Annotated in this window: 15 protein-coding genes; 7 read left to right on the top strand and 8 right to left on the bottom strand. The window is 60.0% G+C overall.

The window, feature by feature from the left end; translation table 11 throughout:
* Positions 1-8: 8 nt before the first annotated feature.
* Together ppk1 and B9Z47_RS08960 are read left to right on the top strand one after the other, a co-directional pair.
* Positions 9-2093, top strand: coding sequence for a polyphosphate kinase 1 (gene ppk1 / locus B9Z47_RS08965; protein ID WP_108330913.1), 2085 nt, complete (start codon positions 9-11; stop codon positions 2091-2093).
* Between the two features lie 5 nt (positions 2094-2098).
* A complete protein-coding gene (locus tag B9Z47_RS08960; RefSeq protein WP_108330912.1) occupies positions 2099-2560 on the top strand; it encodes a histidine phosphatase family protein in 462 nt (153 codons plus the stop codon).
* A gap of 2 nt (positions 2561-2562) precedes the next feature.
* Here B9Z47_RS08960 and B9Z47_RS18920 read toward each other — a convergent pair whose 3' ends face one another.
* Positions 2563-2874, bottom strand: coding sequence for a hypothetical protein (locus B9Z47_RS18920; protein WP_233253732.1), 312 nt, complete (start codon positions 2872-2874; stop codon positions 2563-2565).
* A gap of 28 nt (positions 2875-2902) precedes the next feature.
* Between B9Z47_RS18920 and B9Z47_RS18915 the strand changes: the two genes are divergently transcribed.
* Positions 2903-3145, top strand: a complete 243-nt coding sequence (locus B9Z47_RS18915; protein ID WP_233253731.1) for a hypothetical protein — start codon at positions 2903-2905, stop codon at positions 3143-3145.
* Positions 3146-3300: 155 nt separating this feature from the next.
* Here B9Z47_RS18915 and ppx read toward each other — a convergent pair whose 3' ends face one another.
* From ppx to B9Z47_RS08920, 6 genes are all read right to left on the bottom strand, one after another.
* Positions 3301-4794 (bottom strand): exopolyphosphatase, encoded by a 1494-nt coding sequence (gene ppx, locus B9Z47_RS08945; protein WP_108330911.1) that lies wholly within the window; start codon positions 4792-4794, stop codon positions 3301-3303.
* 131 nt (positions 4795-4925) lie between these two features.
* Positions 4926-5954 carry an ACR3 family arsenite efflux transporter gene (gene arsB / locus B9Z47_RS08940; protein ID WP_108330910.1) on the bottom strand — a complete coding sequence of 343 codons (1029 nt, stop codon included), beginning with the start codon at positions 5952-5954 and terminating at the stop codon, positions 4926-4928.
* 59 nt (positions 5955-6013) lie between these two features.
* Positions 6014-6505 (bottom strand): arsenate reductase ArsC, encoded by a 492-nt coding sequence (locus B9Z47_RS08935; RefSeq protein ID WP_199226338.1) that lies wholly within the window; start codon positions 6503-6505, stop codon positions 6014-6016.
* 43 nt (positions 6506-6548) lie between these two features.
* Entirely contained in the window at positions 6549-6881 is a 333-nt protein-coding gene (locus B9Z47_RS08930; RefSeq protein WP_108331181.1) for a helix-turn-helix transcriptional regulator, read from the bottom strand.
* A gap of 23 nt (positions 6882-6904) precedes the next feature.
* Positions 6905-8191 (bottom strand): organoarsenical effux MFS transporter ArsJ, encoded by a 1287-nt coding sequence (gene arsJ, locus B9Z47_RS08925; protein WP_108330908.1) that lies wholly within the window; start codon positions 8189-8191, stop codon positions 6905-6907.
* Position 8192: 1 nt separating this feature from the next.
* Positions 8193-9236 (bottom strand): ArsJ-associated glyceraldehyde-3-phosphate dehydrogenase, encoded by a 1044-nt coding sequence (locus tag B9Z47_RS08920; RefSeq protein ID WP_108330907.1) that lies wholly within the window; start codon positions 9234-9236, stop codon positions 8193-8195.
* Positions 9237-9415: 179 nt separating this feature from the next.
* On the opposite strand from B9Z47_RS08920, the gene B9Z47_RS08915 reads away from it, so the two are divergent.
* Together B9Z47_RS08915 and B9Z47_RS08910 are read left to right on the top strand one after the other, a co-directional pair.
* A complete protein-coding gene (locus tag B9Z47_RS08915; RefSeq protein WP_108330906.1) occupies positions 9416-11641 on the top strand; it encodes a PhoX family phosphatase in 2226 nt (741 codons plus the stop codon).
* A gap of 117 nt (positions 11642-11758) precedes the next feature.
* Positions 11759-12934: a glycosyltransferase gene (locus B9Z47_RS08910; protein ID WP_108330905.1), complete on the top strand. Its 1176-nt coding sequence runs from the start codon at positions 11759-11761 to the stop codon at positions 12932-12934.
* A gap of 87 nt (positions 12935-13021) precedes the next feature.
* On the opposite strand, the gene B9Z47_RS08905 is transcribed toward B9Z47_RS08910, so the two are convergent.
* A complete protein-coding gene (locus B9Z47_RS08905; RefSeq protein WP_108330904.1) occupies positions 13022-14728 on the bottom strand; it encodes an alkaline phosphatase in 1707 nt (568 codons plus the stop codon).
* A gap of 216 nt (positions 14729-14944) precedes the next feature.
* On the opposite strand from B9Z47_RS08905, the gene B9Z47_RS08900 reads away from it, so the two are divergent.
* Positions 14945-15541, top strand: a complete 597-nt coding sequence (locus B9Z47_RS08900; RefSeq protein WP_146185774.1) for a hypothetical protein — start codon at positions 14945-14947, stop codon at positions 15539-15541.
* Entirely contained in the window at positions 15538-16965 is a 1428-nt protein-coding gene (locus B9Z47_RS08895) for a bifunctional UDP-sugar hydrolase/5'-nucleotidase (RefSeq protein WP_108330902.1), read from the top strand. The genes B9Z47_RS08900 and B9Z47_RS08895 overlap by 4 nt, the downstream gene beginning before the upstream one ends.
* Positions 16966-16979: the final 14 nt, after the last annotated feature.

The following is a 16979-nucleotide window of genomic DNA, read 5'->3' as shown; positions in this document are numbered from 1 at the left end:
AAAGTGCCATGGTTCATTCAAAAGTCGTGACTTCCGCTGCCGAGTCGGGCTACGCCCTCATGGACCGCGATTTGAGCATCCTCGCTTTCAATGAGCGCGTGCTCGATTGGGCGCAACGGGCCGAGGTGCCCTTGCTGGAGCGCCTGCGTTATCTGTGCATCGTGTCGTCCAATCTGGACGAGTTTTTCGAAGTGCGTGCCGAGCCCCATGTGATGGGCAGTTTGCATGGCCTGAAATCAGGCGGGTACACCGACCAAACCTTGAGAGCCATTGTCGAGAAAACCAGCGCCATGGTGGCCCGGCAATACGCCTTGTACAACGACGATTTGTTGCCCAACCTGGAGCGCAAGGGCTATCGCATCCTGTCGCACGGTGAGCGCAACGCCGAGCAGCGTCAATGGGTGCGCAGCTATTTTCAGCGTGAGGTCCAGCCTTTGCTGGTGCCTGTGGGGCTCGATCCCGCGCACCCGTTTCCGCAAGTGGCCAACAAGTCCCTCAACTTCATTGTGCAGTTGTCGGGCAAGGACGCCTTTGGCCGGTCCAATGAAATCGCCATCGTCAAGGTGCCACGGGTTTTGCCTCGCCTGATCCCGCTGCCTGCACGGGTGTGCGGCGGCAGCACGGCTTTTGTTTTGTTGTCCAGTGTGATCCGGGCGCATTTGGCCGAGTTGTTCCCGGGCCGTGAAGTTGGGCAGTTCTCGCAGTTTCGCGTCACCCGTCATTCGGATCTGGCGGTCGATGAGGACGAAATTGCCAACTTGCGCATGGCCTTGCGCCAGGGCTTGCAGCACCGTCACTATGGCCAGGCGGTTCGCCTGGAGGTGTCGGCCAATTGCTCGCCCCGTTTGGCAGAATTTTTGCGCAAGGAGTTTCAGCTGCCCGAGGCGGCGGTGTTCCGGGTCAATGGCCCGGTGAACCTGGTGCGCCTGATGCAACTGATCGATTTGATCAACGCGCCTGAATTGCTTTTCCCGCCCTACACGGCGAGTTTCCCGGCGCAAGTGCCCCGCCACGGCTCGGTGTTCGCACGCCTGAAGCAAGGCGATGTGATGATCCACCAGCCGTTTGAGACCTTTGATGGCGTGCTGGCCTTTTTGCGTGCAGCGGTCATGGACCCGGATGTGTTGGCCATCAAGCAAACGATTTACCGGGCAGGCAGCGACCCGACCATGATGGACTTGCTGCGCGAGGCGGTGCGCCGTGGCAAGGAAGTCACGGCCGTGGTGGAGCTCAAAGCCCGTTTCGATGAAGAGGCCAACATCAACTGGGCCGAGCAACTCGAATCGATTGGCGTGCAGGTGGTGTATGGCATCGTGGGTCTGAAGACCCACGCCAAGATGCTGCTGGTCACGCGGCGCGAAGGGCGCTCGCTCAAGCGTTATGGCCATTTGTCCACGGGCAATTACAACCGCCGTACTGCCGCGCTGTACACCGACATCAGTTACCTCACAGCCGATGCCGACATGACCGCCGACATGGACCAACTGTTCAGCCACCTGGCCAGTCAAAGCCGCTTGCCCAAAATGAAAAGTTTGCTGGTGGCGCCATTTCAGTTGCACGACGACATGCAGGCGCGCATCGCTGCCGTGGGGGATGCCGCAGCGCGTGGCGCTGTGGGCCGCATCGTGATCAAGATGAATGCCCTGACCGATGTGCCTTTGATCGAGGCCTTGATCGAAGCGGGCCAAAAGGGTGCCCAAATTGATTTGATCGTCCGGGGTGCGTGCATGCTGCCCGCCCGTGTGGCGGGCCTGAGTGACAACATCCGCGTGCGCTCGGTGATTGGCCGTTTTCTGGAGCACTCCCGGGTGTTTTATTTTTGCGCGGATCAGGATGAATCGATTTACCTGTCGAGCGCCGATTGGATGAGCCGCAACATGACGCGCAGGATAGAGCTGGCCTGGCCGGTGCGTGACCCGGCTTTGCGCCAGCGCATCATCGACGAGTGCCTGATCGCTTATTTGCACGATGGTCGTGACGCCTGGGACCTGGGCGCTGACGGCCAGTACCACCGGGTGGGGTTGAATGCCCCGGGCCACGGTGCCCAAAATGCCTTGATGCAACGCTACGGTGTGGCATCCCAGCCGGATTGAATGCGATGGACCTGATTGTGTGGCGTCATGCCGAAGCCTATGAAGCCGAGCCGGGTGAAGATGATCTGCAAAGGGCCTTGACCCCGCGTGGCCGCAAGCAGGCCGAACGCATGGCGGCCTGGCTCGAAAGCCAGTTGCCCCAGGGCACGCGCATCCTGAGCAGCCCGGCAGTCAGGGCCGAGCAGACGGTCAAAGCGTTGGGTCGCAAGTACAAGGTGCGTGATGCGTTGTCACCGGGCGCTTGTGTGGCTGATATTTTGGAAACTTCCGGATGGCCCGGTGCCAAGTACCCGGTATTGCTGGTGGGGCATCAGCCCGGATTGGGCGCTTTGATCGCCGATTTGCTGCAGATGCCCGAAGGCGTTTGCGCGATCCGCAAAGGCGCTGTCTGGTGGTTGCGCAGACGCAGCCGGGAAGGGCAGGACCAGACGGTGTTGCTGGCCGTGACCTCCCCTGACAAACTCTAGCCTCAGTCCTTGGCAGGGCGGCCGGTCTTGATGGTCGGCACGCTCGCGATGGCTTTCTTGAAGGCCGCATCGTTCATGCCGGCCAAGGCGCTCAGGCCCGCCCGGATCAATTCGCTTTTCTTGACCCCGACGCCCAAGGTCAAGGCGCGCTTTTTCATCTCAACGATCTGGATCAGCTCTGTCTTGGGGATGGTGAAGCTGTCGCGAACCACTTTGACTTTTTTGTCTTTCAGGGGCTTGGCGGGTGCAGCGGCTTGTTTTTTCACGACAGGGGCTTTGGCCGCTTTGGCCGCAGGTTTAGCCTCGGCTTTCACGGCAGGCTTGGGGGGCAATGACTTGGAGGTGGATGGCTTGGAAGTGGATGGCTTGGCGGCCGATGTCTTGGCGCTGGAGACTTTTTTGGCGGCTTTGGCCGGTGACGAAGATTTTTGGGGCGCAGGTGCTGCGGCTTTGGTGGCTGTCTCAGCCTTCTGGGGTGCAGGTGTGGGTGCAGGTGTGGGTGCAGGTGTGGGTGCAGCGGTCTTGCTGGGGGCGGCTTTTGGGGCTGCAGGCGCAGTGTTCAATTCAGTCGAAGCGGCGTTTTGAGGCATGTTCATAATGACGGGTTTTGAAAATTAACAGTGTATACAGTTTATACCGTTAAATTCAATCCTGCAAGTGGGGCCTGTGCATCATGTCGGCTGGCCCGTCAGGACAGGCGCTCAACCCGCCATGGCAACGGCCAGCAGGCCAAAGCGCCTTCAATCCTTTTGAACCTGAAATGCCCAGTCTGTTTTTTGCCAAGCGGTTTTTTCTTCCCGCAACAGGTAGGCCGATTGCGGCCACAACTCGGCCCAGGCGCTGCCAAGCGTCAGGCGCACGGTGCGCCGCAGCGCATCACAGCCGATGTCCAGGCCCGACAGGTCCGGGTCACGCCGGGCATGGCACAGAATGACCGACAGCCGCAGCGCCATGAGCTGCTGCACAAAGCCCGGGTCTTCCAGTTCGATGTCGAGTTTGCGCAATTTGCCCCGGTGGCCCAGCACCAACTGGCTCAGCCGGTGCAGCTCGTTGAGGGTAAAGCCTGGCAGGTCGGTGTTGTCCAGAATGTAGGCACCGTGCTTGTGGTAATCGCTGTGCGAGATGCGCATGCCGGTCTCGTGCAGCTGACAGGCCCAGTGCAGCTTTTGCAGATGGCGCTGGCGCTCTGCGGCAGCGGCCTCGGGCATCATGGCTTGCAACAGGTGCTGCGCGGTCCGCGAGACCCTTTCGGCCTGCAGCTTGTCGGTGCCAAAGCGTTGCGCCAGCCAGTCGACCATGGACGAGCGGACATCCTGCGTGCCTTCGCGGTCGATCAGGTCATACAGGGCACCATGGCGCAGCGCGCCTTGGGCGGCGTGCATCTGGTCGATGTTCAGCAAATCAAACACGGCATGCAATACCGCCAGACCGCCGCCGATGACGGGCTTGCGGTCTTCCTTGACGCCGTCGAGCCGCAGGTTGTCCGGCTTTTGGGCTTTGAGCAGGCGGTCTTTCAGCCAGGCCAGGCCTTCGCGTGTGATCTGACCTTCGGGCCAGTCTGCGGCCGTGAGGGCATCGGCCACTGCACCGACTGTGCCCGATGAACCGTAACAGGTGTCCCACTGGCCACGGTTGAACAGGGTTTGGGCTTCTTCCAGAACCGCCTTGGCCGCGATTTCCGCATCCTTGAATGCCGAAGCGGTCCACAAGCCATCCGGAAAATACTTCATGGACCAGGCCACGCTGCCCAAGCGGTAGGACTCCAGGGTGCTGGCGGTTTCATGTCGGCCCAAAATCATTTCGGTAGAGCGCCCGCCGATGTCCACCACCAAACGGCGCTCGTCCGATTGGGGCAACAAATGGGACACGCCCAAATAAATGAGGCGAGCCTCTTCGCGGCCTGCAATCACTTCGATGGGGAAACCCAGAATGCGTTTGGCCTTGGCCAGAAAAACATCGCGGTTGCGTGCTTCACGCAAGGTTTGTGTGGCGATTGCACGGACCTGGCTGGGGCGAAAACCCGCTATGCGTTCACCAAACCGGGCCAGGCAATCCCAGCCCCGGACCATGGCTTCTTCGGTCAGGTTGCGTTCGGCGTCCAGGCCGTTGCCTTGGCGCACCGTTTCCTTGATGTATTCCACACGCCGCAGCTGGCCTGCATCCATTTGGCCAATTTCAAGGCGAAAGCTGTTGGAGCCCAGATCAATGGCGGCGTAAAGGGACTTGGTTTGCATGAAGAGGGCGACGTGGGCAAAGGAAGTTCAGATTATGTGACGAGCCTGTGAAGCTTTGATGACAGGCGGCTGGTCGCGAACGAAAAAGCCCGGCCTGCTGGGGTGCCGTGCCTGCAGTCGGGCGCGCTAGTTCAGCCGACTGTTTCGTGCACCGACCGCGGTGCCCATGCGTTGATCAGGGCCACCAGCGACAACATGACCGGCACCTCCACCAGAACACCCACCACCGTTGCCAAGGCCGCGCCCGACTGCAATCCAAACAGGGAAATCGCCACTGCCACAGCCAGTTCAAAGAAGTTGGAGGTGCCAATCAGGCACGCGGGGCCTGCCACGTTGTGCGGCAGTCTCAGCCAGCGCGCTGCCCACCACGAGATGAAGAAAATGCCGTAGGTTTGCAGCACCAGGGGCACCGCGATCAGTCCAATGATGAGCGGTTGGTCGATGATGGTGGTGGCTTGAAAACCGAACAGTAAAACCACGGTGGCGAGCAAGCCGGTGACCGACAGCGGCTTGAGCTGGGCCACGCGGCGCTGCAAGCGTTCTGTTCCCTGGGCCAGCCACAGACGGCGTGCCCACATGCCAACGGCCAGCGGCAGCACCACATACAACACAGTAGACAACAGCAAGGTTTCCCACGGCACGGTGACATCGGTCACGCCCAACAAAAAAGCGGCGATGGGCGCAAAAGCCACCACCATCACCAAGTCGTTCACCGACACTTGAACCAGCGTGTAATTGGCATCGCCTTTGACCAGCTGACTCCACACAAACACCATGGCGGTGCAAGGGGCCACACCCAACAAAATCATGCCGGCGATGTAGTCGTTGGCCGACTGGGGATCGACCCAGGGGACAAACAGGTATTTGAAAAACAGCACACCCAAAGCCGCCATGGTAAAAGGCTTGACCAGCCAGTTGATCACCAAGGTGAGCAGCAGGCCTTGCGGCTTTTTGCCCACGTCTTTCACCGCCTTCCAGTCGATCTGCACCATCATCGGGAAAATCATGACCCAGATGAACACGGCCACCACCAGGTTGACGTGCGCCACCTCCAGGCTGGACACGGCTTGGAAAATCCCGGGTGCGACCAAGCCCAGGCCCACCCCCGCGAGGATGCCCAACGCGACCCAGATCGACAAGAAACGTTCAAAAATGCCCATGGTGTGTTTTCAATCTTCAATCTGCAGGCCATCTGCGCCACAGCGCGGGCGGACGGGGGTCATGACTGGCCGATTTGGTCCAGCTCTTTTTTCAGCGCCAAGTGGTCCAGTTTGTCCAGAGGCAGGCTCAGCAAGATCGAGATCCGGCGGTGCAATTGGATGAACGCATCCCGGAAGGCTTTGTCTTTGTCACTCGCGTCTGAGCTGGCGCGCGAGGGGTCTTCAACGCCCCAATGCGCGCTCACGGGCTGGCCGGGCCAGACCGGGCAGACTTCACCGGCAGCGGTGTCGCACACGGTGATCACAAAGTCCATGGCCGGGGCATCGGGCGTGGCAAATTCTGACCAGCTCTTGCTGCGCAGCCCTTGGGTGTCCAGCTGGTGACGCGTCAGGCAGCGCAGGGTTTCTTCCTTGACGCGACCAGCGGGTTGGCTGCCTGCGCTGTAGGCCGCAAACCGGTGCGGCCCCAGGTGGTTCATGATGGCCTCGGCCATGATGCTGCGCGCCGAGTTGCCAGTGCAAATGAAAAGGATGTTGTGTTTCTTCGTCATGTCAACTTCCATTGGTGAGGTTTGTGGATGAAGCGAAAAAGCGTCAGCAGCATGCGGTTTCGCAGGCCATGACGGGCATGTCGGCACAGGGCACGCCCTGGCAGCAGTGGTCGGTCAAAAAACCGACCAAGCTTTGCATGGCGGTCATGTCGGCGCGGTAACGCATGAAACGACCTTCGCGTTGCACGCTCACCAGGCCCGCATGGTGCAGTTCCTTGAGGTGAAAAGACAGCGTGTTGGCGGGCACATCCAGCGCTTGTGACAACTGGCCCGGTTGCATGCCTTCTGGGCCTGAGCCCACGATGGCCCGGAACACGCGCAAGCGCGAGGTTTGCGCCAAAGCCGCCAGGGCCCTGACGGCGAGGTCCTCGTCCATGTCGTTCAAAACGGTGTCGGTGGTCATGGGGTGCCTGTCTTTTCTGAGGGCTGGGTGTGTTCAAGCAAACCTACGGGCAGACGCAAGGTGGTCAGCCAGCACACCAAAAGCATGAGCGCCGAACCCAGCAAGGCGTACAGCAGCCCGCCCCATTGGTACAGCAGGCCCGACAGCAGCGTCCCCATGAAGCGGCCCAGTGCGTTGGCCGCGTAGTAAAAGCCCACGTCTTCGGCCGCTTTTTCAGAGCCCGCGTAGGCCAATATCAGGTAACTGTGCACCGACGAGTTGATGGCAAAGGCAAAGCCGAAGAGGCTCAGGCCCCCGACCACCCACCACTGCAGCTGCGGCGCTTGCAGCCAAACGGCGGCGGCAATGCCCAGTGGAATGAGCGTGAGCGCCGCCGACCACCAGCGCGCAGCAGGCACCTCGCGGCTCAGGCCGTCGGCGCTGCGGCGCACCAGTTGCGGGGCCAGCGCTTGCACCAGGCCGTAGCCAATCGTCCAGGCGGCCAAAAAGCCGCCCACCATGGTGAAGGTCCAGCCGATTGAATACAAAAACACCGGCACGCCCACCACAAACCACACGTCGCGTGCGCCAAACAAGGCCACACGGGCAGCAGCCAGCGCGTTGATGCCTTCACTCTTGGCAAACAACTCACGCGCCGAACCCGAGGCTTTGCTCTTGCCCATCATGGGTGGCAAGCTGCTCACCACCCCGATCAATACCAAAGCCAAGAGGCCTGACATGGCCCAGAGCGAACCCTGAAAACCCAGCGTTTCCAAAAGCAAGCCGCCCAAAAAGAAGCCAAAGCCTTTCATGGCGTTCTTGCTGCCGGTGAACCAAGCCACCCATTTGAACAATTGGCCGTTGCCTTGGTCTTTGGCTTGCGCCTGCGTGATCTTGATGGCCGACTTGCTGGCGGTTTTGGTCAGGTCTTTGGCCACACCGCACACCCCTTGCGACAACACGACCCAGACGACCGACAGGCTGGCGGTCCATTCGGGTTGCAGTGCCGAGAGCAAGCCAAAGCCGATGATCTGCGTGGTCAAACCCACGGTGAGCATGCGGGCGATGCCAAAGCGCGTGGCCAGCCAGCCGCCGATCAGGTTGGCCAGCACGCCCGCCGCTTCGTACAGCAAGAACAAAAAGGCCAGCGTGAAAGGCGAATAGCCCAGCTTGTAAAAATGCAGCAGCACCAACATGCGCAAAGCGCCATCGGTCAGGGTGAAGCCCCAATAGGCGGCGGTGACGATGCCGTAGTTGCGTTCAGCGGTGGTGACACCGCCGTAGTGGCGTTCAGCAGCGTTCATCTCAGATGCCGACTTCTTGCATGTGGCAAGCCAGGTCCACCATGCGGCAGGCGTAACCCATTTCGTTGTCGTACCAAGCGTAAATTTTGAGCAGTGTGCCGTCGGTCACCAGCGTGGACAGTGCGTCCACGATGGCGCTGCGCGTGTCGCGGGCGTAATCCACGCTGACCAAGGGGCGCGTTTCGTAGCCGAGGATGCCGGCCAGCGGGCCTTGGGCTGCGGCGGCAAACAAGGCATTCACTTCTTCCGCGCTGGTTTCGCGCTTCATCTCGAACACGCAGTCGGTGAGTGAGGCGTTGAGCACCGGGGCACGCACCGCGTGGCCGTTGAGCTTGCCCTTGAGCTCGGGGTAGATCAGGGCAATCGCCGTGGCGCTGCCGGTGGTGGTGGGGGCCAGGCTGGTCATGGCGCTGCGGGCGCGGCGCAGGTCTTTGTGCGGCGCATCGACCACCAAATTGGTGTTGGTCGGGTCGTGGATGGTGGTGATCTGCCCGTGACGAATGCCGATGGCTTCGTGCACGACTTTGACAACCGGGGCCAAGCAGTTGGTGGTGCAAGACGCGGCTGTGACGATGCGGTCTTTGGCCGGGTTGTAGTGCGTGTGGTTGATGCCGACCACGATGTTCAGCACATCGCCCACCTTGACGGGCGCGGCCACGATGACGCGTTTAGCCCCCCGGTCCAGGTGGCCCTGAATGGTTTCGGGCGTGAGGAATTTGCCCGTGCACTCCAGCACCAGGTCCACGCCCATGTCGCCCCAGGGGATGTCGGCCGGGTTGGCGTGCGATGAAAAACCCAAGGTGCGATCACCGATGCGGATCTGGCTTTCGCCTTCGGCTTCGATGTGCTCACGCCACTTGCCCTGCACAGAATCAAACGCCAGCAAATGGGCCGTGGCCGCTGCGCCGCCTTTGAGTTCATTGACGTGCACCACCTCCAGGCGATGGCCTGCGCGGGGGTCGTCTTGTTGGCGCTCGGCAGCGCCCATGGCCGCACGCAAGGCCAAACGACCGATGCGTCCCATGCCGTTGATACCGACTTTCATGCTTGATCTTTCAATGGTTCTGGAAATGTGGTGATCGAGACTTTGCCATGGATGGATGACACATTCATGACAAGGCCACAGCCGCGAATGGCTGAGGGGTTGTCTTGTCAATGTCAGATTTTTGCCATCAAACCGTCACATGAAAGTCCTTCAATCGGTCTTTTCCAAAGGACCTTTTCATGTCACCGCACGATCTTGACCCTGTTTGCAACACCTCTGACAACCCGCATTTCCAGGATGTTCTGACGCAGTCCTTGCAAAATCCCGCACGCCGTGGCTTGCTGCGCGGTGGCTTGGGCCTGGCCGGTTTGGCCATGCTGCCCGGATGCGCCACACTGACTTCCGGCTTGGCATCCGCACCCACTTCGCTGGGTTTTGCGGCGGTGGAAAAAAGCCTGCTCGACAACGTGATGCTGCCCCCGGGTTACCAATACAGCGTGTTGCACGCCACAGGGGACGCGCTTGACTCGGCGCTGCCCGCTTACTCGAACCGAGGCACCGAGGCCGATGACTGGTCACGACGCATCGGCGACCACCACGACGGCATGGACATTTATTACATCGACGCCAATGGCCGTTATTCCGAAAAGGAAACAGGCCGTGCCGTGCTGTGCGTGAACCACGAAAGCTCGGCCGATGCGCATTTCATGCACCCCAACGGCCAGACTTCCAACACAGTCAGTGGCAAAAAATTTGACCAGTTTGGCCAGTGGGACCTGGGCACTCGCCCGGAACTCGAAGTGCTCAAGGAAATCAACCACCACGGTGTGTCCGTGGTCGAAATCGTCAAAACCCCCCAAGGCTGGCGCATTCAGCAAGATTCACCGCTGAACCGCCGCATCAATGCGCAAACACCGGTGCGCATCAGTGGCCCCCGTGCCGCCATCGAGACCATTCGCAGTCTCATGGTCACCCGTTGGGACACGGCCGGTGCCATGGCCCGCGGCACGCTCAACAACTGCGGTCACGGCAAAACGCCATGGGGCACGTATTTGGGTTGCGAAGAAAACTGGGCGTATTACTTCCAGACCACGGCTACAGCAGCGGCATTGACGCCGAAAGAAGCAGCCTCGCGCAAGCGCTATGGCGTGGCCGCAGCCGCACCCGCCGCAGGCGTGACCAAGTCCGTCAGCCAGGGCTGGCACACGGTGTCGACCACAGACGACCGTTTTGCCCGCTGGAACCTGGCTGCGGTGGGTGAGAACGCGGAAAAGGATTTCCGCAACGAAGCCAACACCTTTGGTTTCAACGTCGAGATTGACCCCTTGGCACCCAACGCCACACCGGCCAAACGCGTCGCCATGGGCCGTTTTGCCCACGAGGCGGCCGTCTGCGGTGTGCCCAAGGCCGGTGAGCCCTTGGCGTTTTACATGGGTTGCGACTCGCGCAACGAATACATCTACAAATTTGTGACCGCCGCCGTGTGGGACCCCCGCGATGTGGGTGGGGGCATGGCCGCTGGCGACAAATACTTGAGCGAGGGCAAACTGTATGTCGCCCGCTTTGATGCTTCGGGCCAGGGCGAATGGCTGGAGCTGAGCATCGCAGACCCGCGCATCGCCAAGCACAGCGCCTACGCATTCGCCAGCCAGGGTGATGTGCTGGTCAATGCCCGCCATGCCGCCGATGCCGTGGGCGCGACCAAGATGGACCGCCCGGAGTGGGGCGCTGTGAACCACCGCAATGGCGAAATTTATTTTGCGCTGACCAACAACAGTGCGGCCAACCGCACCCCCGGCAAAACCGATGCCGCCAATCCGCGTGCCTACATGGACATGGATGGCAAAAAAGTCGCAGGCAACCCCAACGGCCACATCATCCGTTTCAAGGAAGCGGGCCACACGGCCACTGCCAAAACCTTTGCCTGGGACATCTTCCTGTTCGGTGCCGAAGAAGATATGGGCGATGCCAACCTGTCGGGCTTGACCGCCAAGAACGCGTTCTCTTCGCCCGATGGCTTGTGGTTCAGCAAGGCCACTGGCATTTGCTGGATTCAGACCGACGATGGCGCCTTCACCGACGAAACCAACTGCATGATGCTGGCGGCCATTCCCGGTCAGGTGGGTGACGGTGGCAAAGTCACCGTGAAAAACAAAATGGTGGTGGGTGGCACCGAGCAAACCGGCACGCAGGAAACCTTTTTGGGCGCGGCTTTGGGTGAGGCCAAACTGCGCCGCTTCCTGGTGGCACCATCGGGTGCCGAAGTGACAGGCATCACCGAAACGGCCGATGGCCGCACCTTGTTTGTCAACATCCAGCACCCGGGCGAGTTGTCCAAGCCCCTGTCCTCGGGCGCTGCGCCTCAAAGTGTCTGGCCAGGCAACCAGGGTTACGGTGTGGCCGGTCGCCCACGTTCGGCCACCATCGTCATCACGCGCAAAGACGGTGGTGTGATTGGTTTGTGAGCATCAGGGCGATCCTTCGTTTGGCATCGCCCTTCCTCTACACGGTTTGTGCAAAGACTGAACAAGTGATCAGATGGGTCACAACCATGTCATGCACACCGTGCAAGCTCAGATGCCATGAAACAAGCCGTTCAGCTCATTTATTTCAACGCCGGTGGGGGCCACAGGTCCGCAGCGCTGGCACTGCAAGAGGTCATCGCTCAGACGCATCCTGACTGGTCCGTGTCCTTGGTCAATTTGTTCGAGGTCATTGATTCAGACCGTTACTACCAGAGGCTGACGGGCTTTGCCCCGGAAGACCTCTACAACTTGAGACTCAAAAGGGGTTGGACTCGGGGCCTGTCCACCGAGCTCAAATTGTTTCAAGCCATGATCCGGCTTTCTTTGCCCAAGCTCAAAAAGAAGATGCAGTCTTTTTGGCGCAGCTCTGAGCCGGATTTGGTGGTGTCCTTGGTGCCCAACTTCAACAAGGTGATGTACGAGGCGCTCAAGGACGAGTTGCCCAAGGTGCCATTCGTCACGGTGTTGACCGATTTGGCCGACAACCCGCCGCATTTCTGGATCGAGCCCGGACAAGGGCAGTACATCATTTGCGGCACCGAGTTTGCCGCTTCGCAGGCCGGTGCCTCGGGTTACGACGCCCAATCCATCATCAAAACATCCGGCATGATTTTGCGCCCCAGCTTTTACCGCAGGCAATGCACGGACAGAGCAGCCCGTTTCGCTGAAATGGGCCTGGATCCCGACCTACCCACAGGCTTGATCATGTTTGGTGGCCATGGATCGAACGAGATGCTCAAAATCGCCAAAGAACTTGCCAACAGGCAACTGATTTTGGTAGCGGGACACAACACCACCTTGGCCGAAAAAATTCAAGCACAAGCGGCGACCGCCAAGCACTGGGTCATGGGCTTCACCCAGGACATCGACCAGGTCATGCAGATGAGCGACTACTTTGTCGGAAAACCCGGTCCGGGCAGCTTGAGCGAAGCGGTCCACATGGGGCTGCCCGTCATCACTTTTCGCAACGCTGCGACCATGCCCCAGGAGCGTTACAACACCGTCTGGGTGCAGGAAAACAAGTTGGGTAAAGTCATTTCATCCGTCGCAGACCTGGCCGCTGCGGTGGATGATTTGCTGGACGAATTGCCGCTGTACCGAAGCCATGTGGAAAAAATGAACAACCAAGCGGTTTTTGAAGTGGTGGCAGCTTTTGCGCACATCATGCCCGCACGGACCGTTTCTGCAGGCGGGTCTCACGCGGCTTCGCCCATGGCGCCCGTGAAATTTTGAATCTGTCAATGGCGCACGGCACAGGCCGGGATTGAGAAAATCCCGGGCTGTGACGTTTCCATCAGAACTCAGGCGCCCATGGAAGGCTCAGCCCAGCATGGTTTGGGTGCGGCCCAATTCACTCGTGTAGCTGCGGTTGCCGATCGTGTTGACAAAAAACCATTCGCCCTTGGCCTCGGTGGCTGTGAAGCTCATTTTCAGATAGCCACGCTGGGAGGCGTCCATCCAGTTGAGGTCATCGACCACGCCTTCAAAAATGCTTTTGATCTGTGCGGGCTTCAAGGTCACCAGGTAATTCTCCAGGCCGGGGGAGCTGACCGAGGAGGTGGCGAACTCTTCGCCCACTTTGGTGCCGGCCAAACGGGCATCGGCCAGGCCCATCAAGGTCAAATCACTGTGCCAGGCGTTGTGGGTGTCACCTGCCAAAACGACCAGGCGCTTTTGCAGCTGGTAGGCGGTCATGAGCAAGGTTTCACGCGCCGCCACATAACCATCCCATGCGTCGAGGTTGTAGCCCAGTTTGGGGTTAAGGGTGGTGTCCATCAACGCGATTTGTGTGGCGGTTCGTGCGGCCACAGGCGTGGCTTTGGCCGTCAAGTAATCGGTCACGGCCTTTTGTCCGGCCAGTTGCGCCGCCTCTGACAGATCGGATGTGTTCAAGGCCGCCAAGACCGAGACCGGAAACTCCATGCGTCCCATCAGCACCTGTTGGCCCAGCACTTGCCAACGGGCACTGCTGGCAGCCAATTGGCCTTGCAGCCATTGCATCTGCTCGGCTCCCAGCATCTGCCGTGTGGGCGATGAGAATGCGGCCAAGGCCTGGTTACGGGCCGCAGGACCTGCAGCACCTGCCAATGCGCCGATCTCGATTTGCTCATCGCGGCCGATCAAGCGCGTGTCCAGCATGTGCAGGCTCACCAAGTTGCCAAAGTTGAAGCTGCGGTAAATCTTGGCTTTGTCGGCCCCGGTGCGAATGGGCATCCACTCGTGGTAAGCCTGCAGCGCTGCCGCTTTGCGGTTGGCCCATGTGCCTTCGGTGGCAGGGGTGTGGTTTTCTGCACCGCTGGCAAACGCATCATTGGCGATTTCGTGGTCGTCCCAAACCGCCATCATGGGCTTGAGGGCGTGCAGATTCTTGCTGTCCGGGTCGCTCTTGTATTGGGCGTGGCGCGTGCGGTAGTCGGCCAATGTGAGCAACTCGTTGGCCGGTGCGGAGACCCGACCCAGCGCGGCAGCGGAAGACGATGCATAGCCATCGGCTGCATATTCGTAAATGTAATCACCCAGGTGCAGGGCAAACTCTGCATCGCTTTTGGCCACTTCGGCGTACACATTGAACAACCCCGCAGGGAAGTTGGCACAACTCATGACGGCCAACTTGAGGCTGCTCGCCGTTTGCGGCAAGGTCCGTGTGCGGCCTGTCGGTGAGTGCGTAGAACCTTGGCTGAACCGGTAGTAATAAGCAGTGCCTGCCTGGAGTCCACTGGCATCCACTTTGGCCGTGAAGCCCGTGGCCAATGTGGCCACCACAGTGCCTTCGCTCACGACTTGGGAGAAAGCCGCATCACTGGCGACTTGGTAGCGCAGGGCCACATCGGCATCGCTGCCGGGAAATTTGGCATGCGTCCAAAGGATCACTTTGTCTGCCAATGGATCGCCACTGGCGACACCAAAATTGAATTCGGCTTGGTCGGCGTCGCCACCGCATGCAGACAAGCCCGCACCGGCCGCCAGAACAGCAGAAACACTGGCAATTTTGATGACAAATTCGCGGCGTGATGGGGACGGGGTCATAGGAACTCCAGTGGGTCAATTGATGAACTTTTTCTGGAATGTGCACACCTTGAATGAAGCCTCGGTGACGTTGGCGTGAAGATTTGACATAGACCGAAACCAGCCATCTCGGTGCATGAGATTTTCGATTTTCAAATCACTGTCATTCCTTTTACTTTTTCTCGACACATGTGGTGGCTAACGTGTACGCGACTGTTAACCCCCAAGAGGACGCACATGAAAAATCTGTTCACCCGAAGAATATGGATCGCTTGCGTGGCTGCTGCGCTGGTGTTGAGCGCATGCGGCGGCACCGACAAAGTCGCGCCCGAAGCCGCTTTCACTTTGCAGTTGCTGCACATCTCGGACGCCGATGGCTCCGACAGCACCGCTTTGAACAGCGTGGCCCACATGTCCGGGCTGATCCAGAAGTTCCGTGCGCAGTACCCGCAGCAAACCCTGACGGTGAGTTCGGGCGACAACTACATCCCAGGCCCCCGTTTCAATGCGGCCAACGACACCAGCCTGAATGCCGTGTTGGGTCGCGCCGAAGTGGGGCGTGCGGATATCGCCTTCTTGAACGCTTTGGGCGTGCAAGCCTCGGCGATAGGCAACCATGAGCTGGATCTGGGCACCAAACAATTTGCCGACATGATCAAGCCCGACCGCGAGTGGTCCGGTGCCCGTTTTCCTTACCTCGCGTACAACGTGGATTTCGCAGCCGACTCGGACGTGGCGGGCCTGAAGCTGGCCAACGGTGGTCAGGCCGCAGACCAGGCTGGCAAGCTGACAGGCTGGACTCAGGTGGACGTCGGGGGCAAAAAATTGGCGTGATCGGGGCCAGCTCGCCCGTGTTTGCCAACATCACTTCGCCCGGCAAATTGCAATTCACACCCGTGCTGTCGGGCACCGAGGTGGATGTGGCGGGCTTGGCGGCCCAGATTCAGAAGGGCGTGGACGAGATGACCGCCGCAGGCATCAACAAAGTGGTGCTGCTGGCGCACATGCAAACCTTGGCGATTGAAAAAGCCTTGGCATCCCGGCTCAAAAATGTGGACATCATTGTGGCGGGCGGCTCCAACACGCTGTTGTCGGACGCCGACGATGTGCTGCGCAGTGGCGATCAATCGGCGGGTGCTTACCCCTATGAGACCCGCGACGCGGTGGGTCAACCCACCGTGGTGGTGAATGTGGACGCCGACTACAAATACCTGGGGCGCTTCATGGCGCCATTTGATGACAAGGGTGTGTTGATTCCCCAACGTTTTGACACCCGGCTCTCGGGTGCCTGGGTCACCAGCGAGACCGACGACAGCGCCGGTGGTGTGACCCCGTCGAGCCTGGTCATACAGGTGCGCGACGCCATCAAGGCCGTGCTGAAATCCAAAGACGGCAATATTTTTGGCAAGACCAGCGAATTCCTGGAAGGCCGCCGTGCAGCAGTGCGCAATGAGGAAACCAACTTTGGCAACCTGAGCGCAGATGCCAACCTCTGGTATGCGCGCTTGCTCGATCCGAGCGTGCAAATTTCGCTGAAAAACGGCGGTGGCATCCGCTCTGAGATTGGTGAAGTGCTCGCCATGCCGGGTGCAACCTCGGCTGCTGTGCTGACACCCCCCAAGGCGAATCCGGCGTCGGGTCGCCTGGCGGGCGAGGTGTCGCAGCTGGCCATCGAGACCGCTTTGAAGTTCAACAACAAGCTGTGGGTTTTCGATGTGACGGCGGTGCAACTCAAGACCTTGCTGGAGCATGGCGTGGCGGTGCTGGGCAGCCAGGGGCGCTTTCCGCAAGTGGGTGGCATGAGCTTCAGTTATGACCCCACACGAGCCGCCCAGACACTGGATGCCAATTTTGCCGTCACCGTGGCCGGTGAGCGCATTCGTTCGCTCAAGGTGGGCACGGACGTGGTGGTGCAAAACGGTGTGGTGGTGGGCAACGCCCAGCGCACTTTCCGCCTGGTGACCTTGAATTTCCTGGCCGAAGGCACCAGCGTTGTCGCTGGCGGAGGGGACGGTTATCCCTTCCCCGCCACAGCGGATTTCATCCGTTTGGTCAAACTCGAATCGAGCATGGCAGAGGCTTCGGCAGGCGGCCCCGCCAGCACCAGCACGGCCGTGCTGGGCAGCGAGCAAGATGCTTTCATGAAGTACATGAAGAGCCAGTTCGGCAGCACCGCCTTCGGTGTGAAAGACACGCCCAGCGCGCAAGACAGCCGGATTCAGAACCTGAGCCAGCGTGCTGATTCGGTGTTGAATTGAAGCGTGCAGCCTGC

The sequence above is a fragment of the Limnohabitans sp. 2KL-1 genome, assembly GCF_003063435.1.
Taxonomy (GTDB): domain Bacteria; phylum Pseudomonadota; class Gammaproteobacteria; order Burkholderiales; family Burkholderiaceae_C; genus Limnohabitans_A.
Note: the sequence above shows the minus strand (reverse complement) of the source record. Positions and strands in the feature narration are given on the sequence as shown.

Bases quoted from the DNA above. Each gene is read 5' to 3' on its own strand.
- ppk1 (WP_108330913.1), top strand. From the start codon at position 9: ATGGTTCATTCAAAAGTCGTGACTTCCGCTGCCGAGTCGGGCTACGCC.
- B9Z47_RS08960 (WP_108330912.1), top strand. From the start codon at position 2,099: ATGGACCTGATTGTGTGGCGTCATGCCGAAGCCTATGAAGCCGAGCCG.
- ppx (WP_108330911.1), bottom strand. From the start codon at position 4,794: ATGCAAACCAAGTCCCTTTACGCCGCCATTGATCTGGGCTCCAACAGC.
- arsB (WP_108330910.1), bottom strand. From the start codon at position 5,954: ATGGGCATTTTTGAACGTTTCTTGTCGATCTGGGTCGCGTTGGGCATC.
- B9Z47_RS08935 (WP_199226338.1), bottom strand. From the start codon at position 6,505: ATGACGAAGAAACACAACATCCTTTTCATTTGCACTGGCAACTCGGCG.
- B9Z47_RS08930 (WP_108331181.1), bottom strand. From the start codon at position 6,881: ATGGACGAGGACCTCGCCGTCAGGGCCCTGGCGGCTTTGGCGCAAACC.
- arsJ (WP_108330908.1), bottom strand. From the start codon at position 8,191: ATGAACGCTGCTGAACGCCACTACGGCGGTGTCACCACCGCTGAACGC.
- B9Z47_RS08920 (WP_108330907.1), bottom strand. From the start codon at position 9,236: ATGAAAGTCGGTATCAACGGCATGGGACGCATCGGTCGTTTGGCCTTG.
- B9Z47_RS08915 (WP_108330906.1), top strand. From the start codon at position 9,416: ATGTCACCGCACGATCTTGACCCTGTTTGCAACACCTCTGACAACCCG.
- B9Z47_RS08910 (WP_108330905.1), top strand. From the start codon at position 11,759: ATGAAACAAGCCGTTCAGCTCATTTATTTCAACGCCGGTGGGGGCCAC.
- B9Z47_RS08905 (WP_108330904.1), bottom strand. From the start codon at position 14,728: ATGACCCCGTCCCCATCACGCCGCGAATTTGTCATCAAAATTGCCAGT.
- B9Z47_RS08900 (WP_146185774.1), top strand. From the start codon at position 14,945: ATGAAAAATCTGTTCACCCGAAGAATATGGATCGCTTGCGTGGCTGCT.